Consider the following 24,662-nt stretch of genomic DNA (forward strand, 5'->3'; position numbering starts at 1 on the left):
GTCTTTTCTGGCGGGGTACGCATTGCTCATCGGCTATATCCGGGTGTCCAAGTCGGACGGCACGCAAACGCTGGAACCGCAGCGCGACGCGCTGTTCGCGGCCGGCATCGATCCGTCGCGCATCTATGAGGACATGGCCTCGGGTCGCCACGATGCGCGGCCGGGCCTGACCGCCTGCCTGAAGGCGCTTCAGCCGGGCAACACGCTCGTCATCTGGAAGCTGGACCGGCTCGGCCGCGATCTGCGTCACCTCGTGACGACGGCGGAGGATCTCCGGTCGCGCGGGATTGGGTTGAAGGTGCTGGCGGGTGCCGGCGCGCAGATCGACACGACGTCTGCCAATGGCCGTCTCGCTTTCGGCATCTTCGCGGCATTCGCCGAGTTCGGGGAGCGGTGAGAGAAGGCCCAAAAACGTACGGTAAGGCCTGCTGTCGGTTCAGGCGATGCGAGGCGCTCTGCACCGTTTGCGAGGTTTCTCCACCTCACTCCGGATAAGAACGCCAGTCAGATCGCTGGGCGAGCAGATCGTCCAGCACCTCGATTCTGGTAAAGCGGAGGTGCCGTACGGCACCGACGAGATGACCGCGTTCCAGAGCGACCGGTCGAACCGGACTCCGCGCGCTCCGCAATACCGAGGGCGTCGAGACTATTCGCCAAACGTGCGCAAGATGTGTTTGGCCGCAACCTCTGCATCCTCCTCGAGCGCGAAATGCCCGGTGTTCAGCAGATGGACCTCCGCCTTGGGCAGGTCGGCCCTATACGCGTCGGCTCCGGCCGGCAGAAAGATTGGGTCGTTCTTGCCCCAGAGAATCAGCGTTTTGGGCTGACGCGCCTTCAGGTACGCGTGCCATGCCGGATACTGACGAACATTGTCGTAATAGTCGACGATCAGCGCGCGCTGGATGCGGTGCTGCTGGGGAAGGGCCTGGACGAAGCTGTCGAGGCGGTAGCTCGTCGGATCGACGTTCGCCGGATCGCGGACGCCGGTCAGATACTGGAACTTCGTGCCCTCGAGCGAGAGCATTCCTTCCAAGGCAGCGGACGCCTTGGCGTTCAGCGGACCCGCGGCGCGCGTACGCATGTCCTTCAGGACATCGGCGGCGACGCTGACCTCATAGGCGTTGGCGTTTTGGATGATGAGCCCGTCGACCATGTCAGGGTGCGCGACCGCGAGGCGGAAGCCGACGGGGCCGCCGAAGTCCTGCATGTAGATGGTGAACCTGGTCAGCCCGACTGCGCGGACGAAGCCGTCCATCACGGTCGTGAGATTGGCGAAGGTCGGCGCGAAGCGGGCCTCGCTCGGTGCGTCGCTGAAACCGAAGCCGGGATAGTCCGGCGCGACGAGGTGGAAGCGGGCGCTGAGCAGCGGCATCAGCGTGCGGAACTCGTGCGAGGAGGCCGGGAAGCCGTGAAGCAGGAGGATGGTCGGCTTGGCGGGGTCGCCGGCCTCGCGATAAAAGATGGTGATGCCGTCGACCGCAACCGACTTGTAGCGGATGCCGGTGGCGGCGGGCGTGGAGCGTTCCTGAGCGATTGCGGCGGACGGGCTGGTCGCCGCTGCCATCCCTAGCGCGGTCGCGACAATCGCGCCGGTCAGGCGGCGTGTCGCCCGCGCCATGCGGCGAGGGGAAGTGACGTTGATGGTGTTCATGGCGTATTGTCCTTTCAGAACATGCCGTTGCGATTGGCGGTTTGGTCGGGGATGGGCTGCTTCACGTCCCAGTGTTCGACGATCCTGCCGCGCTCCAGGCGGAAGATGTCGACGATCGCATTGCCGCGGTCGCCCGGATGGAGCTTTTCGAGCACATGCAGGATGACGAAGTCGCCATCGGCGAAGGCTTGGCGGACATTGCTGTGCGCGCCCGGGTAGTTGGCGCGGAGGAAGCCGACGAACTTGGCGAAGCCTTCCCTGCCGTCTTCCGCCATCGGGTTGTGCTGGACGTAGCGCTCGCCGAGGAAACGGGCCGCTTCGGCATAGTTCTTCCGGTTCAGGCCCGCTTCGTAGAAGGCCAGGACCACGCGCCTGTTCGCATCCGCCGCGCCCTCGGCGGCTCGGCTCGGCTGGGTGGCACCCAACGCCAGCCCGCACAGGGCGAGTACCCCGGTGGCGATTGCCAATTTTTTCCCGGCGCGGACGACGTTTCGGGGTCGCATGTACTACTCCTTGTTTCGCGTCGGGGATGTCAGCCGAGCTCGACCCACTCGCCGGGCTCGCAGACCTCGATCGCGATGCCGGAACCTGCGCCGGCGGCGCGCAGCCTGCCCACGGGATCGCTGGTCTCGATATAGCCCGGCGGTCGATGCAGCGCGCCGTAGTGGATCGGCGTGACCGCCCGCGCACCGAGCATCCGCACGGCCTTGATCGCCTCTTCCGGCGTCATCACCGCCTCCTGCTCCCTGGGCGGCTGCAGGAACGGGAACTCGACCAGTGCGCCGTTGATCGGCAGGAAGGCATGGTCGAACGGGCCGAACGCCCTGGCGACGCGCCACCAATAACTGTGGAACAGCGTATCGCCGGCATGGATGATGCGCTGGCCGTCCGCCTCCACGACCCAGCTCACCTGCGGGTCACCAAAGCCGTCGACTGCGGGCACTGCGTGCAGCGCGAAGGGACCGGCCTGGTGGCTCGTCCAGGCATCCACGACGCGGACGTCCAGCGACACGGTGCCGAACGCCTGCTCGGCGTGTGCGGTGAGTTCCAGGTCCGGCCTCGAGCCGGCCGCGGGCACGGGCCGGAACACCGGCCCACGCTCGCGCAGGGCGTCGGCAAGCGCGACCGGGTCGGCGTGATCCGCGTGGAGATGCGTGAGCAGCCCCGCCACCGCGCGCGCCGGCTCGGCGGCGCGGGGAAACGGCTGCCGGTCGTCGCGTAGCGGCAGTTCGGAGGTGTCGAGGATATAATCGATCAGCAGCGTGTCATCGCCGCGCTCGATCTCGATGCCGGACCAGCCGAGTCGTCTGATGCGCATGGTCGTCCTCCTTGCTAGGCTTGTTGAAGGTCGTGTTGCTGGACGAGTGGTGGGGCGCCGCGGCGGTCGGTCGCGAGCGCCAGCGCCCAGATCGCGAGCCCGCCCAGCGCCAGCCCGGACGCGACCCAGCCCGTCGAGGCCCAGCCCGCGCCGGCGCTGATCGCTAGGCCGCCAAGCCAAGGCCCGAGCGCGTTGGCGGTGTTGAAGGCCGAGTGGTTGAGCGCGGCGGCGAGCACCTGGGCTCGGCCGGCGACGTCCATCAGCCGCGTCTGGAGCAGGGTGCCGAGCGCGCCGCCCAGCCCGATCGCGACGACGATCGCGGCGATCGACCAGAGTCGCTGCGCCGCGAAAGGGTAGATGGCCGCGGCCACCGCCGCCCAGAGCAGCAGGGCGCCTGCGGCCGGCATCGGTGTCCGGCTCGCAAGACGCGGCACCAGGAGGTTACCGAGCGTCGTGCCGACGCCGAACAGCGCCAGCACGAACGGCACGGCCAAGGCGGGCGCGCGCGTCACCTCGGTCAGCGTCGGCACCAGATAGGTGTAGATCGCGAACATCCCGCCAAAGCCGATCGCGCCGATGCCCAGCGTCAACCACACCTGCCCGCTGCGCAGCGCCTCCAGCTCCGCCAGGAACGCAGCGTCCGGGCGGCCGCGGTCGCGGGGCACCAGCGCCCACATGGCCGCGACGGTGGCGACGGCGAGCGCCGCGACGACGACGAACGACACGCGCCAGCCGCCCAGTTGCGCGAGCAGGTTGGCGGCAGGCACGCCGACCACGGTGGCGACGGTCAGTCCGGCCATGACCCGGCCGACCGCCATCGCCCGCCGGTCGTCCTCGACCAGGCTGGCGGCCACCAATGCCGCGAGACCGAAATAGGCGCCGTGCGGCAAGCCGCTGAGGAAGCGGAAGAGCAGCAGCCATCCGAACGACGGCGCGGCCGCGCTGAGCAGGTTGGCGATCGCGACCCAGCCCATCAGCATGATCAGCATAGTGCGGCGAGACTGGCGCGCGCCGCCGACGGCGAGCAGCGGCGCGCCGACGACGACGCCGATCGCATAGGCGCTGATCGCCCGACCGCCGGTCGGCAGGTCGACATGGAGGTCGCGGGCGAACAGCGGCAGGATGCTCATCGTCGCGAACTCGGTCGTGCCGATCGCGAAGCCGCCGAGCGCCAGCGCGGCGTGAACGATGCCGCTGCCACGCGGAATGCTGGCGGATGGCGTCACGAGCCGAGGTCAGTAGGCGACCGAGAAACGCGCGCGTTGGTGCGCGGGACGCTCGGCCTCGTCGAGCATGGCGACGGCATAGTCCTGCAGCGAAATGCGGCTCTCGCCCGCCTCATCGGTCATCAGCTGGTCGCCGCCGACGCGGTAGCGCCCGGTGCGCTCGCCCGGCTCGAGATGCGCGGCCGGGCTGACGAACACCCAGTCGAGATCGGTTTCGGCGCGCAGCTGATCTAGGAAGGCCGCGGTCCGAAGCGCGCCCGCCTTCCACTCCGCCGGGAAATCGGGCTGGTCGATCACCCGCTGGCCGGGGGCGATCTCCAGCGTGCCCGCGCCGCCGACCGCCAGCAGCCGACCGACACCCGATCGCCTGACGCCATCGATGATCGCCTGGGTTCCGGTGCCGTCGGGATCGCGGCCGGGGTTGAACGCGCTGATAACGACGTCGTGACCCGCGACCGCCCGCGCGAGCGCGTCGGCGTTCCTCGCGTCGGCCTGCACACCACGCAGCGTCGCGGCCGAGGGCAGCGCCGATGTGTCGGTGACGATGGCGGTCACGTCGTGGCCGCGCTCGAGGGCCTCGGTGAGCAGCTTGGCGCCGACGAAGCCGGTGGCGCCGATCAGGGCGATCTTCATGCGATTAACTCCTCATTCGGGGACAGTGAACGCGATAGGACGGCGAGCTGCTGGACGAATGCGTCGGGGTGGCCGTAGAAATCCTCGTGCGGTACCCGGACCAGCTCGGGTCCGTTCTCCAGCACGAAGCCGGGAAAGCCACGCAGGCCCGATCGCGCCATGAAGCCGCGGGTGCGTTCGATATGATCCGCCGCGGCCGCGGCCGCAAACGCCGCCGCGAACGCATGTTCATCCAGGCCGATGCCGGCAGCGACTGCGGTGAGGACGTCGGGTTCCACCACGCGCAGGCCGGCGACGTAATGCGCCTCCTGGATCGCGTGCAGCATCCGGCGTTGGGCGCCGGGCTCGACCTCGCCTGCGGCCAGCACCGCCGCGATCGTCGGCTGAGACCAGAAGACGGTGGCGGTGTCGCCGAGTAGGCCGTTCAGATAGGCGTCGCCGAACCGCTGGCCCGTGAGCGCGGCGATGCGCGCGTCGCTCTGACGAATGTACGCCAGCTTCTCCCGAGCAAGCTTTGTCGGAGCACCCCATAGCCCGCCGCCGTGCAGCGACAGCGGGATGCCGGCCACCGCGGCCGCGTCGACTATTGGTGTCGCAGCGTAGCACCAGCCGCAGAGCGGGTCGTAGACGTAGTGCAACACCGGGTTGGGCATCGTTGCCTCCATATTCCTGGACAGGACCGGAGATAGGAGCTTCACTATTGCCCGATTAGCCGGTCACTCCGGCTAACTCCTTGAAGCAGGACTTACGGATGGAAGATCTTCGGCAATATGCGGTGTTCGCCGAGACCGTCTCGGCCGGGTCGATGAGCGCCGCCGCCAAGCGGCTCCGGATGACGCCGTCGGCGGTCAGTCAGACCATCCGCGCGCTCGAGGCGCGCACAGGGGTCGTGCTGCTGCATCGTTCCACGCGCAAGCTCGCCCTGACCGAGGCCGGCGAACGCTGCCTGCCCTATTGCAAGCGCCTGCTGGAGGCGCGCAACGGGGCGACCGCCTCGCTGGAGCAGGCGCGCGATGCTCCGACCGGCGAATTGCGGGTCGCGGCGCCGATCGGCTTCGCGGCGCACATCTCGACCGCGCTCGCGCCGGTGCTCGCCGACTGGCCCGGCCTGCGATTGAAGTTGATTCTCGACGACAGGCTTGTCGACCTGATCGACGTGCGCGTAGACTTGGCGGTGCGGGTCGGCGGCCTGCCGGACACGAACTGGATCGGCCGCAAGCTCTGCGACTTCGAGGGTATTCTCTGCGCATCCCCCGCCTATCTCGGACGGCGCGGCTCTCCCGCGACGCCGGCTGACCTGCCTGGGCACCACTGGCTTGCGATGGAAGGGGATACTGATCTGACAGGCCGGGGAAATGGCGAACCCGGCCCCGAGACCGCGCTTGAACTCACGGATGGCAAAGGCAGGCGGGAGCGCGTACCGCTGGCGATCCGCATCGGCACCACCAGTCAGGTCGCCCTCCAGCAGTTGTGCGAGGAGGGGATGGGCCTGGCGTCGCTGTTCCACCCCGATGCGCGCCCGGCGCTTGAGCAGGGTAGGCTCGTCCGCCTGCTGCCTGATTGGCGACTGCCCTCGGCGCCGGTGACAATGGTCATGCCGAAAGGCGGGGGCGGGGTGGCCAAGGTCGGGGTCGCCGCCGATGCGCTGCAACGCTACTTCGCGGCGCTGTCCATTGCCGGGTGACGGGTTGCAACGGTCCTGCGGAGCGGACGATCGAAATGCGGCGCGTACCCTGCCACCGTGAATCTTCACTGTTGATGCCCGCTTAACTGCTGAAATTGGCGCGCAAATCACGATTGGCGACGTCGTCCGAGCAGCTTCTCGCCATCGGGCCTGATCTGCCCGTCGGGCGTGACGTGTCGGTAAAGCGTCTGCCGCGTGATGCCGAGCTCAACACATAGCTCGCCCACCTTGGTTTCGGGCTTGCCCATCGCGGCTTGGGCGAGCCGGAGCTTGGCCGTCGTCATCTTGAACGGGCGGCCACCATGTCGCCCGCGCGCGCGGGCGGACGCAAGCCCCGCCTTGGTACGCTCGACGATCAGCTCGCGCTCGAACTCCGCCAGCCCAGCGAAGATCGCGAACACCAGTCGGCCGTTCGCCGTCGTCGTGTCGATAGACGCGCCTTCGCCGGCGAGCACCTTCAGCCCGACCTCGCGCTTGGTCAGGTCGCCGACCAGGTTGACGAGATGGCGTAGGTCGCGGCCGAGCCGGTCGAGCTTCCACACGACCAGCGTATCGCCGCCCCGCAACGCTTTGAGGGCCGCATCGAGCCCCGGCCGGTTGTCGCGCCGTCCCGAGGCGCTGTCCTCGTAGATGTGCTCGGCCGCAACCCCGGCCGCGGCGAGCGCGTCACGCTGAAGATCGTGAATTTGGCTCCCGTCGGCTTTCGAGACCCGGGCGTAACCAATCTGCGTTGTCACATATTCGTCCGTATGCGGAGCGCGACGGAGAGGCCGGCCGCTTCGCGCCCGTACTGTCACTTAACCCGTGTTCCTGTCTATGCTCCGCGAACATCCTGCACAGCTCAATATGTGACGGTTGCGAAGGAGCCGGTGCGATGCCAGCCAAGACAATCCTCTCGCCGGGGCAACGCGCCGCGATCTTTGACCCGCCGACCAATCGTGAGGCGGTTGAGCGGTTCTACACACTGGGGCCGGACGACCTCGTCCAGGTCTGCCGACGACGGCGCGGTGCCAACCGCATCGGCTACGCGGTTCAGCTCTGCTACCTTCGCCACCCCGGTCGCGCTCTCGCGCCGGGCGAAACGCCGCCAGCGGCCATGCTCTCGCTGCTCTGCGAGCAGGTGGGCGGCGACGCGGCCGAGTTCGAGCACTATGCCGCACGCGGCCCGACGTTGCGCGAGCACCGCGCCGAGATCGAGGCGCTGTTGGGTCTGCGCGCGTTCGAGCGCGCGGACCTGCGCGTCATGCTGGCAGTCGGCATCGAGGTCGCGGCTTGTACCGATCGCGGCGAGACGATCGTCGCCGTCATGGTGGAGCGGCTGCGCGCGACCCACGTGGTCGTGCCCGCACCGTCCGCGCTGGAACGGGTCGCGCTGATCGCGCGCGCCCAGGCACGACGTGCGGCCTATGCTGGCCTGATCCGCGATTGCACCCCCGAACAGGAGGCACGGCTGGAACGCCTGATCGACGCGAACGAGGAGGGGCGCACGGGGCTGGGCTGGATACGTGATTGGTCGGAAGCTCCGTCCGCGACCAACCTGAAGGCGCTGGTCGAGCGGCTGGAGCGAATACGCTCCCTTGGGATCGAGCCCGATCGGGCGCGTCGTATCCACGGCGCGCGTTACGCCGTGATCGCCCGCGTCGCCGGCCTGGTCACCGCCCAGCACCTTCGCCGGCTGGAGCGGCGTCGTCGCCTGGCGACACTGGTCGCGTTCGCGATCGAGACGGGGGCGGCGCTCACCGATGCGGCGCTGGTCATGGTCGGGAAGATGGTCGGCTCGCTGTTTCGGCGCGCCGATCGGACCCGTTCCGATCGGCTGCTCCGGGCCGCCCGGCTGCTTAAGGATACTGCCCGTCAGCATGCGCGGCTCGGCCGCCTGCTGATCGACACGCGCGCGCAAGGTCGCGACCCGCTGCGCGCGATCACCGACCGCATCGGCTGGGACCAGCTCGAACGCAGCGTCCGCGACGCCGAGGAACTGACCCGTTCCGCCGACGACGGACTCGATGAGGTGGTCGAGCGCTATCCTACGATCCGCAAGTTCGCCCCTACCTTCCTGGCCGCGTTCACGTTCCGCGCGGCGCGCGCGAGCGACCCGCTGCTCGGCGCGGTCGAGGCGTTGCGCCGCATGTACCGGGACGGCCGCTCGGTCCTGCCCAAGCGAGTGCCCACCACGTTCCTACGCCCGCGCTGGCGCAAAGTGGTGTTCCCGGCCGGGGGCGGCGTCGACCGGCGCGCTTATGAAGTCGCCGTGATCGTCCACCTGCGCGAGCGGCTGGCGTCGGGCAGCGTCTGGGTCGACGGGAGTCGCGCGTTCCGCACCCTCGACGACTATCTTCTCCCGCATCCGGCGTTCGCCGCGATGCGCGCGGAGGACCGACTTGGGCTGGCGGTCGCGCCCGTGTTCCGGGACTGGCACGCCGACCGGCGCGCGTTGCTCACCCGACGCATGGGTGAGGTGGAGCGCGCGGCCGCTGCGGGGAAGCTGGTCGATGTCGTCATCACCGGGGGCGAGCTGACCATCTCGCCGCTACGGCGCTCGGTGCCGGACGAGGCCGAAGCCTTGAAGGCGCGCCTCTACGCGCTGCTGCCTCGCGTCCGCATCACCGACCTGCTGGTCGAGGTCGCCGGCTGGTCGGGGTTCGCCGAGCGGTTTACCCACGCGCGCAGCGGCGACACCGCGACCGACCAGTCCGCGCTGATGGGCACCATCCTTGCCGACGCGACCAACCTCGGGCTCGGCCGCATGGCGGAAAGCTCGCGTGGGCTGACGCTCGCGCGGCTTCGCTGGACGGCCGAGTGGCACGTCCGCGACGAGACATACCTGTCGGCGCTCGCCGCGATCGTCGACGCGCACATCGCGCACCCGTTGGGCAAGGTGTGGGGACCGGGCGACATCTCCTCCTCCGATGGCCAGTTCTTCCGGGCTGGCGGGCGCGGCGAGGCGCGCGCCGACCACAATGCGCGCTACGGCTCCGAAGCCGGCGTGCTGTTCTACACCCACATCTCTGGGCGGTTCGCGCCGTTCCACACCGACGTGATCGCCGCGAACGCGGGCGAGGCACCCCACGTCATCGACGGCCTGCTCAACCACGAAAGCCAGCTGGTCATCCGCGAGCACGCAACCGATACTGCGGGAGCCGTCGACCATGTGTTCGGGCTCTGTCACCTGCTCGGATTCCGGTTTGCACCGCGCATCCGCGACCTGAACGAGCGACGGCTATACAGCATGACGGCGCTCGACGCCTGGCCGACGCTGCGACCGCTGGTCGCGGGCCCGGTCAACATCCGCGCGATCGAGGAGCATTGGGACGAAACATTGCGGCTCGCCGCCTCGATCCGGGCGGGCACGGTGAGCGCGTCAACCATGCTCCGCAAGTTGGCGGGCTACCCCCGCCAAAACCCGGTCGCCCGCGCGCTCCGCGAGATCGGCCGGGTTGAGCGCACCTTGTTCATGCTCGACTGGTTCGACGATCCCGAGCAGCGACGCCGCACCGGTGCCATCCTCAACAAGGGCGAGGCCAGGAATGCGCTCGCCCGCGCCATCTTCTTCAACCGCCTGGGCGAGCTGCGCGATCGCACGTTCGAGAATCAGCGGCATCGCGTCTCCGGGCTGACGCTGGTCACGGCCGCGGTGACGCTGTGGAACACCATGTATCTCGACCGCGCCGTGCAGCATCTCCGCTCGACCGGCGTCGAGGTGCCCGACGAGCTGCTTGCCCATGTCGCCCCGCTCGGCTGGGAGCATATCGGGCTCACCGGCGACTATCTTTGGAGCGAAGTCGACAAACCGCGCGAGCGGTTCAGGCCGCTCCGTGTCGCCGCAGCCGACCGCAGGCGTTAGCGTACGATTTTGGGCCTTCTCTCACCGGCCCTCTGGACCGACGTCTCGGATCGGACAGCGCGCAACTGGATGAACGGCGTCGCTGGCCCGAGCGGGCATCATCTCATGAGCTTGGCGCGGGAGTCCGACGCCGTGCTGGCCGCCATCATCGCCATGACCGCACGGCCCGAGCTGGCGCTCGCCGCCGATTTGCACGCGGTCGAAGTCGCGCTCGCCAAAGTAAGCGGAGCGCTCGAAGTGCTGCGCAGACAACGCATAGGACGGCTTTGATCGACTGAGGTGCCGGATGCCGAGTTGGTTGCCGACATCCGCGCGCTCGTCGCCGAGTTGTCGACCCACGGCTAAGGTCGCGCTTTACCTATTTACCTGTCCGGTACAAATCGACGCGCCGGTAGAACCGCACCAGTCAGTCGTCGGCATCCAAGTCGGCCATCAACGCGGACACGTTGCTAACGCGGGTTACCCTCCCCTCGCGGGCATCACGCATTGCAGCCTGAGTCTCGGCATTAGGCACGCGCAGATCGAAGGGCATCGCTTTCTCAGCGGCCACACGGACGAACAGCAGCCGAATGGCATCGGACACAGACAGGCCCATGCCGGACAGGACAGCACTGGCTTCCTTCTTGAGATCGGAATCGATCCGGGCGCGCACGATTTCGGCAGCGGCCATAGGGAGTACCTTTCAAAAACACTGTAGCTACGTTGTAGCCACAAACTATAAATGAAGGTTTGACGGCGCGGGATCAATACCCCTCACCCTTCCTGCACCATCCGTGAGCACGTGAAGCACATGTAGCACGTATCAGGACATATAGCACATTGCAGAACAGTGCTTCTACCAACAACCCTTTGAAAACAAATGAATAAATCAGAATCCATGAATCATATGTTGCAACAAGGCTGTCAAGCAGCAACATATCGATAGGCTACAGACCCCCAAGTTACGATAAGAGCGTAACTCGCCGACCACGAGTAAATACCTAAGTCATTGAAAAATAACAATAAAAAGAGCATCTTAGCGAAACTGACAAAACTGGGATTATCCGGTGAGCAAGTGGGAGTTTTGAAATGGCGACGATCAGGGAGGCGGGGGCGATAACGAAAAAGCAGCTCGCGTTGCGTGAGCTGCACTGGCCTGGGGCGGCCCCCAATCTATGGCATCGCACCGCGAACAAGGGCTTCGCAACGATCCCGAAAACGATGCCCATGATCCTCAAGATCATGGACGAGATGACTAAGGGCGCTCCGGTATCATCGACCTACCTGACCTTGTGGTGCTCGACGTGGGACAACTCGTTCGTGGTGCTGAACAAGCATGGCGATATGGCGAACGCTGCCGGGTTCGGTGGTCAGCGTGGGGAGCATACATGGGCTACCCGCATGAAGAAGCTCAAGGAGCTGAACTTCATCGACATCAAAGCGGGCAAATCCGGTCCCATGAGCAATGCGATCATCTGGAATCCGCACCTGGTCTTGCGGTGGCATCACGACCAGAAGACACCCGGCCTGACGGAGGCGAGCTATAATTCGTTGATCGAATGGGCACTCGACATCGGGGCAAAGGACATGACTGACCCGCCGGCGATCGTGCCTCCCGCACAGGTGGTTCCGCCAGCGCCACAGCCACAGCAAGTTCCCCCCGCACCGCCGCTACCGCCGCCGGTCAATCCGGCTGGGGAGGCATCCGATGCGTGAGATCGAATACACCGGCAAATTCAAACGGGACTACAAGCGCGAGAAGCGCACTGATCCCGACCTTGCCGATGTCCTGCAACCGGTCCTCGATCTTCTTGCTGTGGATGCGGCTTTGCCGGAGCGGCTGGCAGATCACGGTCTGAGCGGCACATGGAAGGGGTTTCGGGACTGTCACATCAAGCCTGATCTGGTGCTGATCTACGAGAAGCCCGAGGGCGTTCTGCGCTTGGCGCGTCTGGGGTCGCATAGCGAGGTGTTCGGATAGCGTTTCCAACGGCTACCATGATCGGCCCGACCACGGCTGAGGACGCCTATCCGGGAAAGAGATCACTTCGGAATCGTCATAGTGCACTGTTGGCCCGTCTCCAGGGTGTCTCTTGAGCGAAACCACCTCCGCAGCATCCCGGTCAAACCAGCCCGGCGGCAGACCGCACAGCTCTTCAACGTCAGTGCTGGAAATTGTGAACTCGGTGGCAAGCAGGTCCGCCTTGCTGCGGACGTTGTTTTCAACAATCAGGTTCAGGCTGTCCCGCAGCGCCCGCGGGGGCTGTATCGGCCAGTGCTGGTCGAGAGGTTCGCCTTTGGACCAACCCTTTGCCGAATAGAGCTTATAGAGTTGCCGGGAAAATTCCTCAGGGATGATGCCCAGATCGGACAAGCGTTTGATCTGGGCCTTGACCGAAACCCGCCACCGCTCCTTCAGGCTGACGAGCATTGCCAGCGACGCATGACGCACATCCTTTGGATAGGTTGTCGAAGGCATCAGCAATGCGCTGCCCAGACGGAATGCCTGTTGCTCTATAGCGCGCAGGTTGGCTTGAAATTCCTCTGCCGGCACGGCCTGATGAAGAACGGCGTGGGCAAGTTCATGCGCTGCATCCATCTGACGCCGCGGAAACGACATCTTGTCCGTCGCCAGCAGGACATGGGGGCGGCTATCAATGGGGGACCAGCTGCATAGTCCATCGAGCTTGGTCGTGTTCATGGGAATGGCCGCAACCACGATGCCGATCCGTTCCATGATCGCAACGACGTCGCCGCATGGTCCCTCACCCAGCTGCCAGTGACGACGAAGCCGAAGCGCGATATCCTCGATATCCTCGTCCCGCAGCTGGGTGTAGCTGACGCCATCGAGCACGTCGGGGATGTCCACTTCGGGCAGGTCGACATAATGCCCGATGACGAAACTGATTTCCTGCAACCAGTGCATCTGGGCCTTCTGAAAATCCAGATCGCGGACAAGCGTGCTCGCTAGGGACCGGAGGAATGTAGGCCGATCACTGTGGAATGGCGGGCGCAGAAAATATTCCGGGCGAACACCGAGCTCGCCGGCAAGCCGGACTAGCGTCGCATTATCAGGAGTCTGGCCCGACGTTTCATCTTCCCATCGGGAGGTGGTGGTGGCGCTCATACCCAGGCGGCGTGCAAGCGCGGCCTTTGACGGAATACGGCGCGCCTCGCGCGCTTCGGTAAGCCTGGCAGGAATGAACCCGGGGGTGCCGATACGCATATGTTTGAGTCCCTAAGGCTCCGCACCCAGAGAGGATGCGGAGCGAACGCTGTACTTGTTACTAAAACGCCAGATTTGGCGCTTATTCTTCACCGACCTCGGTATCGGGTTGTTCCTCGGGTGCCACGAACCGTTTGCGGGTCGGCCGCAGCTTCACCTTGGCACCACCACCACCATCAGGTCCGTCAGGTGCATCCGGAACGGCCGGCTTGCCCTCGTAGCCCTGAATGAAATCGTCCAGCGATGCGTAGAAGATGAAATCCTTGTAGTCCGCTCCGATCACCCCGATCGCGATTTCCTCGATCATACCAGCCTGCCGCCGGTCACGGGCCGTAAGGAACAGCACGAAGATGTCGGTGGCCTTCGGGCAATCGTCGCCATCGAACAGACTGGCTTGCAGCGAGACGTTCAGCGTTACGCCTGCTGCGCGCGACTGGTTTTTGGGTGGAATCTTGCGGGGTTCGGACATGGAGGCGAACCCGAGAATGATAGCCGTATCCGGTCCGGGGAAGCGGGCAAAAGGCTGGAATACCTTCAGATCAGTGCCCCACATGACTCCGTCAGGAAGCAGGTGTCCGCCGTGCTGCTGGACCACCTCCTCATAGCGCTCCTCCTGAAGGCGAAAGCGGATTTGCCCTTCAGCCTCACGACGGCGTTTCGCATTCATTGGCAACGCCGCGCCCGCCTTGGATGCTTCCAGTGCGGCAGCGCGAAGCTGATCCTCAAGATCGAGCAGAAGCTCTTTTCTCAAGGCTGCAAGGATGGCTTTCCGGATATCAATCAATCTGGCTTTCCTCATCGCTATGCGGGAAACAATACCGATAAATTAGCGTTATGCAATAAGGGTTCGAAAAACATCGCGCCCAGGAGGAGTATTGGTCATGGCCAAAAACGAACATACCAGTGCGAAGGCCGGCAAGGCTGCATCGAACGTCCTGCGCGATGGCCGCACGGGCAAGGATTCGAAGACAGCCGCAGGATCGGCATTGTCCCAGCGTCCGGACAAGAAGAAAAAGTGATCGACGGGGGGTCGGTTGGAATCGCCCCCCGTATCATGGCATCGGTTTGCAGCCAATCAGGCCGAGCGTCCGGGATCATATCAAGGTAAGGATTGACGGATGACAGATACCACCGCTGCGATCGACGACGATGATTTTGGGAAGCTGTACCCAGATGATTTTGCTGCCGGGCGAGATGCGTTTCATATAGGTAAGTCACGTCGATCCAATCCCATAAAGAGCGACAAGGGGCGGCGTCTTGCGTGGTACTGGGGCTACAGCGAGGCGCAGATGGAAACTATTCCTGACGATGAGCCGCAACCTACCGTCACGATCGCGGAACTGATCGAACACCTTACTCGCCTCTATCCTGGCGACGCTCCGATCCACCTCACCGAGGCGGAGCATCGGAACCAGGGAAGCGCATCTGTCGCCGTCTGTCTGGATGTTGCCCTTCGGCACATCCGCAGCACGGCCAAGGGCAGCTCGATCTAAGCATCCCCTGCCCCTTCGAGGAGCCATACGATGGATTACCAGATCATCCGCTTCAATAACGGCCACCGTTGGGACGGTAGCGAAACTTGGAAGGGGCATCCGTTAAGCGCCGTCCAAGATCACGCCCGCAACATTATCGATATGAACTTGGCGGAGCGCGTCGAAGTGCGCGACGAGAGTGGCGCATTGGTGTTTCAATGGCCTCGCACCATGAAAGCGGCCCCGCAGTCCGCAGCATAATGGTACACGGGGACGCCCAGACGTCAACTTCTGTATCGCGCGGTGTCACAACCGGTCGGTTTTGACACCACCGCCCCACCCCAGGTTTTCCGCGGGTTGCGGAGTGTCAGAAACCCGTGTCAGAATGCGGGTATGGAAATCGGCTATGCTCGCGTGTCCCGCGGCGACTCTCAGGACCTCGACCCGCAGCTCCGTTCGCTGACCGACGCGGGGTGCGCCATGATCTACCAGGAGGAGGCGTCGGGCGGCCAGGCGGACCGCCCCGAGCTGGCGCGCGCGATCGGCGCGTTGAAGGCCGGCGACGTGTTCGTGGTGTGGAAGCTCGACCGGCTATCGCGCTCGCTTCGCGACCTCCTATTCACGTTGGAGGCGATCACCGCGGCCGGAGCCGGGTTCCGGTCGGTGACGGAAGCGATCGACACCACCACCGCGCCCGGCCGGTTGATGACGCAGATGCTAGGCGCGTTCGCCGAGTTCGAGCGCGCCATGATCCGCGAGCGGACCATGAACGGGCTCACCCACGCGCGTAAGGCGGGACGGCACCTTGGGCGCAGGCCAAGCCTTACCGCCCCTCAACGCGCCGAGATCATCGCCAAGGCCGAGACCGGCCAGGGCTCCCCCGCCCAGCTCGCCAACCTGTTCCGCGTGTCGCGCTCGACCGTGCAGCGCGTGTTGCGCGAGCATCGCAACCGGGCAACACCATGACCGACGCGCTTTCGTCCGTATCGCCGACGCATGACACCAAGCATGGAGACCCTTCATGTCGCGACTGACTGGATTATTGGGGATCGCGCTCGCGGGCGCGTTGTTCAGCACACCGGCCTTGTCGGCACCCGCCAGTGTCGACGCGGCGCTCGCGCGGTTGGTGGATGGATTCGTCGACGCGCAGCGGCGATACGATCCCCGCGCCCTCTCCGAGCTGACCACGCTCGATTACATCGAGGTGTCCCCCGTCGGCGACGTAGACACGCGCGAGGAGATGTTGAGCTTCTACGCACCCGAGAAGAAGCGACCCGCCCCACAGATCACGGTGAGCGAGCGGATGGTGCGCTCGCAGGGCACGGAGGCGATCATGCTGGCGAAGCTTTCCATGGCCGTGCCGGTTCCCGGCGGCGGCACGCGATCCATCGACATGCGCGCCACCTATGTGGCGCGTCGCGTGGGTGGCGATTGGCGGCTCGCGTCGGCGCAGTTCACGCCCATTCGATCGAGCGCGTCCTGACCAGCCGGGGGTGACGACCATGATTTTCAGCGAAGGCGAGTGCCGTTGCCGCGAGGTGCGTTTCAAGGTCGACGGGGGACCGATGATGACGATGGCGTGCCATTGCACGGGATGCCAGCGCATGACGGCCAGCGCCTTTTCGCTCAGCTCGCTTTATCCGAGCGACGCCCTCGCGATTACGGCGGGCGAGCCAGTCATCGGCGGCTCGCGCGGGGCGACCCGGCATTATTTCTGTCCCCGCTGCATGAGCTGGCTGTTTACCCGCCCCGAGGGAATGGACGACTTCGTGAACGTCCGCTCGACCCTGCTCGACAATGCGCGGTCGTATCGCCCGTTCATGGAGACATACACGGGCGAGAAGCTGGCATGGGCGGCGACGGGGGCCATGCGGAGCTTCGACACCCTTCCCGCCCCGGACAGCTTCCCCACGCTGCTCGCGGAGTTCAAGCAGGCGACGTAATGGCCGACACCCTTTCCCCGGCCGCGCGATCGGAGCGGATGAGCCGCGTCCGCGGCAAGGACACCAAGCCCGAAATGACCGTTCGTCGTCTCGTTCACGGCATGGGCTACCGCTACCGGCTTCACGACAAGCGGCTTCCCGGCGCTCCCGACCTCGTGTTTCGCGGCCGGCGCAAGGTGATCTTCGTCCACGGGTGTTTCTGGCATCGCCATCCCGATCCGACATGCAGGCTCGCGCGGATGCCGAAATCGCGGCAAGAGTTCTGGGGGCCAAAGCTGGAGGGCAACCGCGCGCGCGACGAGCGAACCCGCGACGCGCTCGACCAGCAGGGCTGGCGACAGATGATTGTGTGGGAATGCGAATGTCGGCTAACGGAACAGCTAGAGAACAAGGTAAGAGCCTTCCTTGAGGCCGATGGAGTCGACGATGCGCGTCATTGAGCTGTTCGCCGGGGCTGGCGGTCTAGGCATGGGGATCAGCAAGGCCGGGTTCCGGCCCGCGCAGATCGTCGAATGGGACAGGTGGTGTTGCGACACGATCCGGGAGAACCGTCGCGCCAAGACGGGCGGGATCGGGCATTGGCCCGAGCCGATCGAGGGGGACATTCGCCAGCTCGACTTTCGCGCCCACGAGGGCAGGATCGACCTCGTTAGCGGCGGGCCGCCCTGTCAGCCTTTCTCGCTAGGCGGCAAGCACCGCGCCCACGCCGACACCCGCGATATGTGGCCCGAGGCGGTGCGCGTGGTGCGCGAGACCAGGCCCAGGGCGTTCGTGTTCGAGAACGTGAAGGGCCTCACCAGGGCGAGCTTCGCAACCTACCTCGCGCATATCGTCCATCAGCTCACCCACCCCGAGCTGACCCCCCTACCCGGCGAGGAATGGCCCGAGCACCTAGCCCGGCTGGAACGACACCATACCGCCCACGGCGGGCGGGACGGCTTGCGCTACAATGTCGTGCATCGCGTGTTGAACGCGGCCAACCACGGCGTTCCCCAGCGCCGCGAGCGCGTCGTGTTCGTCGGCTTCCGCGCCGACCTTGGCATCGAGTGGTCCTTTCCCGACGAGACCCACTCGCTCGACGCCCTGCTATGGAGCCAGGTTCGTTCGCTCGACTATTGGGATCGACACAAGATCGCCAAGCGCGATCGGACGATGGACGCGCGCCTTCACGCCCGCGGAATGTCGCTTCTCGAAAAGCCGCGCGCCAGCCCGTGGCGGACCGTCCGCGACGCGATCGGCGACCTACCCGACCCGGAGCTACGGCCGATCGAGGCGGCTACTCACCTCAATCACCGTTTCCAGGGCGGCGCGCGCAGCTACGTTGGTCATACGGGGAGCCCGCTGGACGAGCCCGCCAAGACGCTAAAGGCGGGCGTCCACGGCGTTCCAGGCGGCGAGAACATGCTATGCCGACCGGATGGCGGCGTACGCTACTTCTCGGTGCGGGAGAGCGCGCGCTTGCAGACCTTCCCCGACGACTACCGCTTTCATGGGTCGTGGAGCGAGTCCATGCGCCAGCTCGGCAACGCCGTCCCGGTGGAGCTGGCGAAGGTCGTCGCCAAGAACGTGGCGCGACACCTAACCAGCGCATGAGCCGGAAGCCCACCCCTACCCCCGCGCCGTCGCCGATCGCGGAGCTACGCGCGAACCTCGACCAGCTCGTCGCGGAAACGACGTCGACCACGCTATCGACGCCGCGTCGTCGCGCGCTCGACAAGGAAATCCGCGGCGTCATCGAGGGGCTGGAATCGTTTCTGAACACGCTCGATCCGATCCGCCAGCCGACCGCGGTGTTCGATCCGAGCAACCCCAAGGTGGTCGGACGCTTCGTGTCGCTCGCGCTCGTCGCGCAGCAGCGGCACCCCTTGGCGGAGATCCCGCGCTTCTACGGGTCGGGCATCTACGCGATCTACTATAACGGGCCCTTCCCCGCTTACGCGCACATCAGGGGCAGCGAGACGCCCATCTATGTCGGCCAGGCCGCCCCGGCGCTCAATAACGCCCGCACCCCGCTTGAGCAGGGGCCGCGCCTATGCGGGCGGCTGTCCGACCATCGCAAGAACATCGGCACCGCGACGACCACGCTCGACATAGCCGACTTCGAGTTCCGGTCGCTCGTCGTGCAGAGCGGGTGGGAGACGGCGGCCGAAGACTACATGATCCACCTGTTCCGGCCGGTCTGGAACAGCGAGACGAACATCCTCTACGGCTTGGGCAAGCACGGCGACGACGCCACCACCCGCGCCAACAAGCGATCACCGTGGGACACGATGCACCCCGGCCGGAAGTGGGCGGTAAAGTCCAAGGAGGATGCGAAATCGGCGGCGACGATCACGGCCGAGCTGGAACGGCATTTCGCCGAGCATCCGGTGTTCCCGGACCTTGAACACGTGCTGACTAGCTTCCTGGACGAGCTGCGGCAGGTGTAAAAGAGTGGCCCCCGCCGAAGCGGAGGCCACGAGGTGTTACGCGTACCGGGTGAGCTCCCAGGTGACTGCCTTGTCGCCGTAAGGCGGCATGCGGTTCCCCTTCGCGATCGGGGCGGTGGTGGTGGGCGTGCCGACAACCTTCCAGACGCCGCTTTCGGGGCAGGTTTCGCCAGTGCGCGCGGTGGTGCCGATGGGCTTCATTCTACTTACTCCGGCGACAGTTTGAAAAATGCTGCCTCAAGGAGTATGATCCGGGTGCTTGGGCCTGGATACTCCGCGAGGCGGTCAGCCTTGATGGTGTCGCGAAGTCACCAAGACCAACCAGAGGGCGGGATCGCGTCAACGGTCCCGCCTTCGTCCGTTCTACCCTTTCGTATGCCTACTCGGCAGGTTGAGCTTCCAGCGGATCATGTCCGCGAGAAGCGGGTAAATGTCGTTATGCTTCGCGCCGAAGCGCATCAGCCCACTCTGGTATGAGCCCAGGTCGCGGTTCGCGTCCGGTGAGAGCTGACCTTGATCCGGTAGATATGCGGCCAGCTTGTCGAGGTTGGCGGCCGAGCGCTCTTCCTGGGACATATCATAGTAGCGCCACATTGGATTGCCGTGGCTGAAATCCACCTCATTCAAGCGAGCCAGGGCAGCGTCGAGAAGGATGTCGCCGTTATCAGGGCGGCGATTTGAAAAGGCCAAATCGAATACGACCTTGGCAATAGCCTTGATAACGACGGGTTGAGCCGCGACCGTGCTCATCTTTGCGCCCGGTTCATTAAAGCCGTCGAGCTTGAGGATGGCTCCCCACATCTGCGACACGGTTTCCATGCGGGGTTCGATGATGGCGGGCGTGGCACCAGTAATGTTCCCCTTGTTCAAAAATGCGATCGCGTTGGTTGCGACGATATCCTTGCGAGGTAGGCACCCGTCGTCCTTGGCCCAATCGCTTTGCTCGTTCTCGCAGTCGAGAAGGCCCTGTTCGCCGACAAGTACCGAATCAATGAACTTAGTGATAGGGTTGGAGCCATCAAACTTGAGTGATAGAGAACGCGTGACCTTCTTTCCCAAATTGTTAAGATCATGAAACAGCTGGCGCTCTTGCTCGATTGACAAGCCCAGATGTAGCTCAATTTTGACGGTGGCGAATGACCGAGCGCATTCCAGCGCCTCCATCCAGACTACCATCTCTTCGGGTGTTACCTTGCCCCGGCCTGTGAACAGGTTGTTGCGGGCGGGATAGGAGCCTGTCTTGGTGACATAATCCAAGAACTCCTTGGTAATCTGAGCGCCGACTAGCCGATGCTGTCCGTCGATCATCCACCAGCGGTAATGACGAGGCAGAAAAACCTGAAAGCCACGAGTCTCGCCCGTTGGTATCTTTAGGGGCGTTGCACGCACGGCTGGCTTGTCGGGGTCGATGTCACGGATGTTCGCAACGAATGGTTGCAGGGAAAAGTAGGGCTGCGAACCCAACTGATGCAGAATATGAGGAAAGGACTCCAGTGCCTCCCTGCCGGTGAGCTTGCGTTTCGTGATCGCGGCGTTGACGAGGCCCTTGAGCATATAAACACCCAGGCCACGCGCGTGACTCAGATCAAGCGGGCGTTGAGCGACCTCGCCTTTCTCCGGGTCGTTAGCGACCGACGCCCATTCGATCAGCTTAACAAGCGTCACGTCGCCGCCCCAGGTCATACGACCGAGATTGTGCCCGACCGATACCACAAACGGCTCTTCGTCGGCCGAGGTGAACGTCATCATGCTATCGAGGCTGCCGCTATCGATCATGCTATCATCCACCGACATCGACTTTGGTAGAGCATCCGCATCACCAAACATTCCAGGTTCCTTTCATAACGTTAAAACCTGTTCTCACCTATAAACCTGGATGTCAACAAAAACATCCCAGGGACATTTATGAGATCGTATTTGCGCTCTTTATAGGCTGATCGAGCGCGTCGGCTTCGCCAATCAGGCTCTAGTCGGGGCCAAGGCCCCTCCCCGAGCCGCACGAGCGCGTCTCGGCCCTTCGGGTGACGATCCCTCGCGCGGAGAAGGAGGTCACCCTAAAAGGCGACCACGTTGTCTGTCCCGCCCACCCAACCCTTGGAGCTTGGCCTTCGGCCCAGCCATAAAACCCAGATGCTCGCTTGCACACACGTGATCAAGTGAACTATCAGACGTGTTCACACGCGAACATGGCGGGGCGTTCACATGCGGACCATATCGATCATCAGCCAGAAGGGGGGCGCGGGCAAAACGACCCTCGCTATCCACCTGGCTGCAGCCGGAACCGCAGCCGGGCTGACGACCCTGATACTGGATGCCGATCCGCAGGCCACGGCCAGCCAGTGGAGCCAGTGGCGCGGCATGGCGGACCCGGAGGTGGTGGACTGCGCCTCCCCTACCCTGCTGCCGCGCAAGGTCCAGCAGGCGGCCGAGCTTGGGGCCGACCTGGTGGTGATAGACACCCCGCCCCATGCCGACATCATGGCGCGCGAGGCCTGCAAGATCGCGGACCTGATCCTGATCCCGTGCCGTCCGCAGGCCTTCGACCTTTCCGCCGTGGAGACGACGGCCGAGCTGGTGAAGGCGGCTGGCAAGCCCGCCTTCGTCCTGTTCATGGGGGGGCCGCAGCGGGCACCCACGACCTACCGGGACGCGCGCGAGCTGATCGAGGGAGGCGAGGGGCTTGCCGGCATGGGCGTCGCCGTCGCGCCGGTCATGCTCACCCAGCGGGCGATCTACCATCACAGCACCGCGCAGGGGAAAACCGCGATCGAGATGGAGCCGGGAGGCAAGGCGGCCGAGGAGGTCGCGGCACTATGGGAGTGGACGCGCGAACATGCGAACGTGTCCACAGGTAAGCAGGCCCGTTCTAGAAGGCGCGCGGCATGAGCAAGTTCGCGATGATGAAGCAGCAGCGGGCGGAGAAGGCCCAGGCTCCCGAACCGGTCCCGGCAATCGCCGGCGACGCGGATCGCGCCGCCGCGCCGCGCGCGGCCGCACGTCAAGGCAAGAAGGCCGTCAGCGGCTATTTTAGCGCCGAGGTGAGCAGGGGCCTGAACGTGCTGGCGGCCGAGAACGGAACGACCCTTCAGGCCCTCATGGGCGAGGCGATCGACCTGCTGATGCGGCAATATGGAAAGCACCCATTCGGCGAGCGATGACAGGTGAGCGTGTTCACACGTTAACGTATGGACACGCGGACACGTTGACCTGCTGACAAGCTAAAGGTGAGTTTTGGGGTAGGGGCTCACCTTTGGCCAGCCGGGGCGCTAAAATCCACCAGCACGGGCAATTCGGGTATGCCGCCGCGCAGCTTGGCGCGTCGCACGATGCTATGCTGGTCGATGAGATTCTGCGCGTCGCGCTTGCCGGTCGACGTTTTCGGAAACCAGTGGAGGGCCACCCGCTCGACCTTGCGCCCGTTCTTGATGGGCGTGAAATCGACGTAGAAGGGGCAGAGCTTGTTGATTTCCTCGACCGCGACCTTGAGGCAATATTTGTTCAGGTCGGCGAAGCGTTCGAGCTTGCCGGCGGGGACGTTGAGCAGGCCCCGCAGCTCCTCGATCGTGAACTCCTCCTTTTGCCTGTACGCGAGGCCGATCCGGCGCTCGATCATCTCATAGAGGCAGAGCGCGTATTTCGACTCGAAGCAGTACATGACCTGCGTCTTGAGGCGGGCATAGACCTCGCTGTTCCGCAGTATCTCGATCAGCTCCTCGGGAATGCGGTAGTGAAGGAAACCGTCTTTTTCGAGGCTTTCGTCACTGGGTCCGAGAAGCTGGACGCGGCGCTTGTAGCTCTTTCCGCCCTTGCGGATCGTGACGATCGCGATGGTGCCCATGAGCCGCAGGAGGGAGCTTTCCACGCGCTCGTTGCCCTGGTGCGTTCCCTTCAGCGCCGACTTGGTGATGCGGTGGATGATGGGTTCGCCGATCCGCTCCCAGGCATTGGCAATCAGCAGGTTGTAGATGCGGCGATCGGCGAGGGTGAGGGGGCTCAGCTCGACGATGTCGACGAGCTCGCCGGGCTTGACGATCTCCCCATAGTTGGCGGGATCGAAGGCGTTGCCGCGCCCTTTCTGCGCCAGTGTGCGGAATGGCAGATCGACCACGGCGAGTTGCGACATAGACTTGACCAACGGTGAGCAGGAGGGCCTTACCGGCTCACCCTAACTTTGAATTGTGAGCCGCGCAAATCGTTCAGCTCCCCGTCTTTCCGAGCAGGGTACCCCAAAACTCACCGTGGCGTGACCGGCCACCTTCGACCTACCCCAAGGCTCACTCTATCCGGCCCCGACACTCACCGTTACCCACCCCAAAGCTCACCGGAAGGTACCCCGACACTCACGCGAATCGACCCCATCGCTCACCTTTGGAGGCTAGGACCGGCAAGGATCAGCCGTTTTCCAGGCCCTGAATCTTGAACTAGAAGAATTAGAGAATCTGAATGCGAAAAGTGAGCTTTGGGGTAGCCTGGCATTCAAGCGGCGTCGCCAGGAACAAAGGGCAGAGAGGTTCAATGGAACCGGCCTGCGGCCGGTACGCAATCCTTGTGTGCCAGCTAACGCTGTCACCAGAGCGGCGCGAGCGCCGCAGGCTAGGCGGGAAGAAGGTCAGAGGTAGAGGCTCGGATTGCCCCTACGCCTGCCCAGGATGGCCACCAGAGAGCGGAAGGCACTTCGACCGAGCACTATCGATCGAAACATGCGTAAGCGTCACCAGAGCGGCTTAGGCCGGTTGCGCCAGAGCCGACCCAGACCCGGCGCGCGCGATCCGAGCAGTCCAAAGGTGAGGCGCTACCCCAAAACTCACCTTTAGCCCGGCCACGGTCAACCAGACTCGTGTTATCGAGGACGGATCACGCCGGGTCGGCGAGCCCGGCGAACTCCCACCCGTCATAATACCGGACCTTTGCGACCATGAGCGGGTCCTGTCCCTGGAGCAGCAGGAGCTGCTGGTCGGCCGGCATCCGCATGATTTCGTCGGGCGTCATCAGCGACCGGGCGGCAACGTGAGTGGAGGTGGAGCGCGAGTGGTCGGAGGACAGGAGGATACCCGGCCGGCCGTGATCATCAGCGGCGACGCCCCACCAGGAACGCGCCATCGCGAGGGGCTACGTCGGCTCCGGGCTACGCCCTGCGCCGCCGTAGCCCCTCGCGATTCTCATCTTGATTGTCGCTGCGCTCGCATCCTGATTGTCGCGCTGCACTACAGCGGCGATCCGATCGTCAAGATCTACACCACGCTGAGCGGCCGGTACG

Annotated in this window: 30 protein-coding genes and 1 pseudogene; 17 read left to right on the top strand and 14 right to left on the bottom strand. The window is 64.8% G+C overall.

The window, feature by feature from the left end:
- Window positions 1-22: 22 nt before the first annotated feature.
- A pseudogene (locus ACFE7F_RS12015) lies at window positions 23-385 on the top strand (recombinase family protein); the annotation flags it as partial.
- A 261-nt stretch (window positions 386-646) separates the two neighbouring features.
- On the opposite strand, the gene ACFE7F_RS12020 reads toward ACFE7F_RS12015, so the two are convergent.
- Genes ACFE7F_RS12020 through ACFE7F_RS12045 form a run of 6 tightly spaced genes read right to left on the bottom strand, consistent with a single transcriptional unit; the run spans window position 647 to window position 5,481 of the window.
- A complete protein-coding gene (locus ACFE7F_RS12020) occupies window positions 647-1,651 on the bottom strand; it encodes an alpha/beta fold hydrolase (RefSeq protein ID WP_375404088.1) in 1,005 nt (334 codons plus the stop codon).
- A 14-nt stretch (window positions 1,652-1,665) separates the two neighbouring features.
- The gene (locus tag ACFE7F_RS12025) at window positions 1,666-2,154 is read right to left on the bottom strand and encodes a nuclear transport factor 2 family protein (RefSeq protein ID WP_375404089.1); all 489 of its coding nucleotides are present in this window, start codon (window positions 2,152-2,154) and stop codon (window positions 1,666-1,668) included.
- 29 nt (window positions 2,155-2,183) lie between these two features.
- Entirely contained in the window at window positions 2,184-2,969 is a 786-nt protein-coding gene (locus ACFE7F_RS12030; RefSeq protein WP_375404090.1) for an MBL fold metallo-hydrolase, read from the bottom strand.
- A gap of 14 nt (window positions 2,970-2,983) precedes the next feature.
- Window positions 2,984-4,195: an MFS transporter gene (locus ACFE7F_RS12035; RefSeq protein ID WP_375404091.1), complete on the bottom strand. Its 1,212-nt coding sequence runs from the start codon at window positions 4,193-4,195 to the stop codon at window positions 2,984-2,986.
- Between the two features lie 9 nt (window positions 4,196-4,204).
- Complete coding sequence (locus ACFE7F_RS12040) at window positions 4,205-4,828, bottom strand: NAD(P)-dependent oxidoreductase (protein ID WP_375404092.1); 624 nt, start codon at window positions 4,826-4,828, stop codon at window positions 4,205-4,207.
- Complete coding sequence (locus ACFE7F_RS12045; protein ID WP_375404093.1) at window positions 4,825-5,481, bottom strand: DsbA family protein; 657 nt, start codon at window positions 5,479-5,481, stop codon at window positions 4,825-4,827. Before ACFE7F_RS12045 ends, ACFE7F_RS12040 begins: the two co-directional genes overlap by 4 nt.
- A 98-nt stretch (window positions 5,482-5,579) precedes the next feature.
- Here ACFE7F_RS12045 and ACFE7F_RS12050 point away from each other — a divergent pair, with 98 nt between their 5' ends.
- Entirely contained in the window at window positions 5,580-6,512 is a 933-nt protein-coding gene (locus ACFE7F_RS12050; RefSeq protein WP_375404094.1) for a LysR family transcriptional regulator, read from the top strand.
- 107 nt (window positions 6,513-6,619) lie between these two features.
- On the opposite strand, the gene ACFE7F_RS12055 is transcribed toward ACFE7F_RS12050, so the two are convergent.
- Window positions 6,620-7,249, bottom strand: coding sequence for a recombinase family protein (locus ACFE7F_RS12055; protein WP_375404095.1), 630 nt, complete (start codon window positions 7,247-7,249; stop codon window positions 6,620-6,622).
- A 137-nt stretch (window positions 7,250-7,386) separates the two neighbouring features.
- On the opposite strand from ACFE7F_RS12055, the gene ACFE7F_RS12060 reads away from it, so the two are divergent.
- A complete protein-coding gene (locus ACFE7F_RS12060; protein ID WP_375404096.1) occupies window positions 7,387-10,356 on the top strand; it encodes a Tn3 family transposase in 2,970 nt (989 codons plus the stop codon).
- 105 nt (window positions 10,357-10,461) lie between these two features.
- Window positions 10,462-10,626 carry a hypothetical protein gene (locus ACFE7F_RS12065; RefSeq protein WP_375404097.1) on the top strand — a complete coding sequence of 55 codons (165 nt, stop codon included), beginning with the start codon at window positions 10,462-10,464 and terminating at the stop codon, window positions 10,624-10,626.
- A 136-nt stretch (window positions 10,627-10,762) separates the two neighbouring features.
- Here ACFE7F_RS12065 and ACFE7F_RS12070 read toward each other — a convergent pair whose 3' ends face one another.
- Window positions 10,763-11,026, bottom strand: a complete 264-nt coding sequence (locus ACFE7F_RS12070) for a type II toxin-antitoxin system RelB/DinJ family antitoxin (RefSeq protein WP_375404098.1) — start codon at window positions 11,024-11,026, stop codon at window positions 10,763-10,765.
- A gap of 398 nt (window positions 11,027-11,424) precedes the next feature.
- Between ACFE7F_RS12070 and ACFE7F_RS12075 the strand changes: the two genes are divergently transcribed.
- Entirely contained in the window at window positions 11,425-12,051 is a 627-nt protein-coding gene (locus tag ACFE7F_RS12075; RefSeq protein WP_375404099.1) for a hypothetical protein, read from the top strand.
- Window positions 12,044-12,316: a type II toxin-antitoxin system YafQ family toxin gene (locus ACFE7F_RS12080; protein ID WP_375404100.1), complete on the top strand. Its 273-nt coding sequence runs from the start codon at window positions 12,044-12,046 to the stop codon at window positions 12,314-12,316. The genes ACFE7F_RS12075 and ACFE7F_RS12080 overlap by 8 nt, the downstream gene beginning before the upstream one ends.
- Before the next feature lie 12 nt (window positions 12,317-12,328).
- Here the strand turns inward: ACFE7F_RS12080 and ACFE7F_RS12085 are convergent, their stop codons facing one another.
- Both ACFE7F_RS12085 and ACFE7F_RS12090 read right to left on the bottom strand, forming a co-directional pair.
- Window positions 12,329-13,561, bottom strand: coding sequence for a helix-turn-helix domain-containing protein (locus ACFE7F_RS12085; protein WP_375404101.1), 1,233 nt, complete (start codon window positions 13,559-13,561; stop codon window positions 12,329-12,331).
- Between the two features lie 82 nt (window positions 13,562-13,643).
- A complete protein-coding gene (locus tag ACFE7F_RS12090; RefSeq protein ID WP_375404102.1) occupies window positions 13,644-14,345 on the bottom strand; it encodes a hypothetical protein in 702 nt (233 codons plus the stop codon).
- Between the two features lie 97 nt (window positions 14,346-14,442).
- Between ACFE7F_RS12090 and ACFE7F_RS12095 the strand changes: the two genes are divergently transcribed.
- The 9 genes from ACFE7F_RS12095 to ACFE7F_RS12135 all read left to right on the top strand — a co-directional run bounded on the left by ACFE7F_RS12095 (window position 14,443) and on the right by ACFE7F_RS12135 (window position 19,405).
- Window positions 14,443-14,580, top strand: a complete 138-nt coding sequence (locus ACFE7F_RS12095; RefSeq protein WP_169716278.1) for a hypothetical protein — start codon at window positions 14,443-14,445, stop codon at window positions 14,578-14,580.
- A gap of 99 nt (window positions 14,581-14,679) precedes the next feature.
- Complete coding sequence (locus ACFE7F_RS12100; protein ID WP_375404103.1) at window positions 14,680-15,054, top strand: hypothetical protein; 375 nt, start codon at window positions 14,680-14,682, stop codon at window positions 15,052-15,054.
- Window positions 15,055-15,084: 30 nt separating this feature from the next.
- The gene (locus ACFE7F_RS12105) at window positions 15,085-15,294 is read left to right on the top strand and encodes a hypothetical protein (protein ID WP_375404104.1); all 210 of its coding nucleotides are present in this window, start codon (window positions 15,085-15,087) and stop codon (window positions 15,292-15,294) included.
- A gap of 132 nt (window positions 15,295-15,426) precedes the next feature.
- Entirely contained in the window at window positions 15,427-15,999 is a 573-nt protein-coding gene (locus ACFE7F_RS12110; protein WP_375404105.1) for a recombinase family protein, read from the top strand.
- A 55-nt stretch (window positions 16,000-16,054) separates the two neighbouring features.
- Window positions 16,055-16,516 carry a nuclear transport factor 2 family protein gene (locus ACFE7F_RS12115; RefSeq protein ID WP_375404106.1) on the top strand — a complete coding sequence of 154 codons (462 nt, stop codon included), beginning with the start codon at window positions 16,055-16,057 and terminating at the stop codon, window positions 16,514-16,516.
- Between the two features lie 19 nt (window positions 16,517-16,535).
- On the top strand, window positions 16,536-16,976 hold the full coding sequence (locus tag ACFE7F_RS12120) for a GFA family protein (RefSeq protein WP_375404107.1): 441 nt from the start codon (window positions 16,536-16,538) through the stop codon (window positions 16,974-16,976).
- Complete coding sequence (locus ACFE7F_RS12125) at window positions 16,976-17,416, top strand: very short patch repair endonuclease (protein WP_375404108.1); 441 nt, start codon at window positions 16,976-16,978, stop codon at window positions 17,414-17,416. Before ACFE7F_RS12120 ends, ACFE7F_RS12125 begins: the two co-directional genes overlap by 1 nt.
- On the top strand, window positions 17,403-18,569 hold the full coding sequence (locus tag ACFE7F_RS12130; protein WP_375404109.1) for a DNA cytosine methyltransferase: 1,167 nt from the start codon (window positions 17,403-17,405) through the stop codon (window positions 18,567-18,569). Before ACFE7F_RS12125 ends, ACFE7F_RS12130 begins: the two co-directional genes overlap by 14 nt.
- The gene (locus tag ACFE7F_RS12135; RefSeq protein ID WP_375404110.1) at window positions 18,566-19,405 is read left to right on the top strand and encodes an Eco29kI family restriction endonuclease; all 840 of its coding nucleotides are present in this window, start codon (window positions 18,566-18,568) and stop codon (window positions 19,403-19,405) included. Before ACFE7F_RS12130 ends, ACFE7F_RS12135 begins: the two co-directional genes overlap by 4 nt.
- Window positions 19,406-19,441: 36 nt before the next feature.
- On the opposite strand, the gene ACFE7F_RS12140 is transcribed toward ACFE7F_RS12135, so the two are convergent.
- Both ACFE7F_RS12140 and ACFE7F_RS12145 read right to left on the bottom strand, forming a co-directional pair.
- Window positions 19,442-19,606 (bottom strand): hypothetical protein, encoded by a 165-nt coding sequence (locus ACFE7F_RS12140; protein ID WP_375404111.1) that lies wholly within the window; start codon window positions 19,604-19,606, stop codon window positions 19,442-19,444.
- Window positions 19,607-19,768: 162 nt separating this feature from the next.
- Window positions 19,769-21,232 (bottom strand): DNA sulfur modification protein DndB, encoded by a 1,464-nt coding sequence (locus ACFE7F_RS12145; RefSeq protein WP_375404112.1) that lies wholly within the window; start codon window positions 21,230-21,232, stop codon window positions 19,769-19,771.
- 375 nt (window positions 21,233-21,607) lie between these two features.
- Here ACFE7F_RS12145 and parA point away from each other — a divergent pair, with 375 nt between their 5' ends.
- Window positions 21,608-22,291 (top strand): ParA family partition ATPase, encoded by a 684-nt coding sequence (parA, locus tag ACFE7F_RS12150; protein ID WP_375404113.1) that lies wholly within the window; start codon window positions 21,608-21,610, stop codon window positions 22,289-22,291.
- On the top strand, window positions 22,288-22,563 hold the full coding sequence (locus ACFE7F_RS12155; protein ID WP_375404114.1) for a ribbon-helix-helix domain-containing protein: 276 nt from the start codon (window positions 22,288-22,290) through the stop codon (window positions 22,561-22,563). The genes parA and ACFE7F_RS12155 overlap by 4 nt, the downstream gene beginning before the upstream one ends.
- Window positions 22,564-22,649: 86 nt before the next feature.
- Here ACFE7F_RS12155 and ACFE7F_RS12160 read toward each other — a convergent pair whose 3' ends face one another.
- Together ACFE7F_RS12160 and ACFE7F_RS12165 are read right to left on the bottom strand one after the other, a co-directional pair.
- On the bottom strand, window positions 22,650-23,528 hold the full coding sequence (locus ACFE7F_RS12160) for a replication initiation protein (RefSeq protein WP_375404115.1): 879 nt from the start codon (window positions 23,526-23,528) through the stop codon (window positions 22,650-22,652).
- Between the two features lie 731 nt (window positions 23,529-24,259).
- Window positions 24,260-24,505 carry a type IV secretory system conjugative DNA transfer family protein gene (locus ACFE7F_RS12165; RefSeq protein WP_375404116.1) on the bottom strand — a complete coding sequence of 82 codons (246 nt, stop codon included), beginning with the start codon at window positions 24,503-24,505 and terminating at the stop codon, window positions 24,260-24,262.
- Window positions 24,506-24,662: the final 157 nt, after the last annotated feature.

The sequence above is a fragment of the uncultured Sphingomonas sp. genome (genome assembly GCF_964235535.1).
GTDB lineage: Bacteria > Pseudomonadota > Alphaproteobacteria > Sphingomonadales > Sphingomonadaceae > Sphingomonas.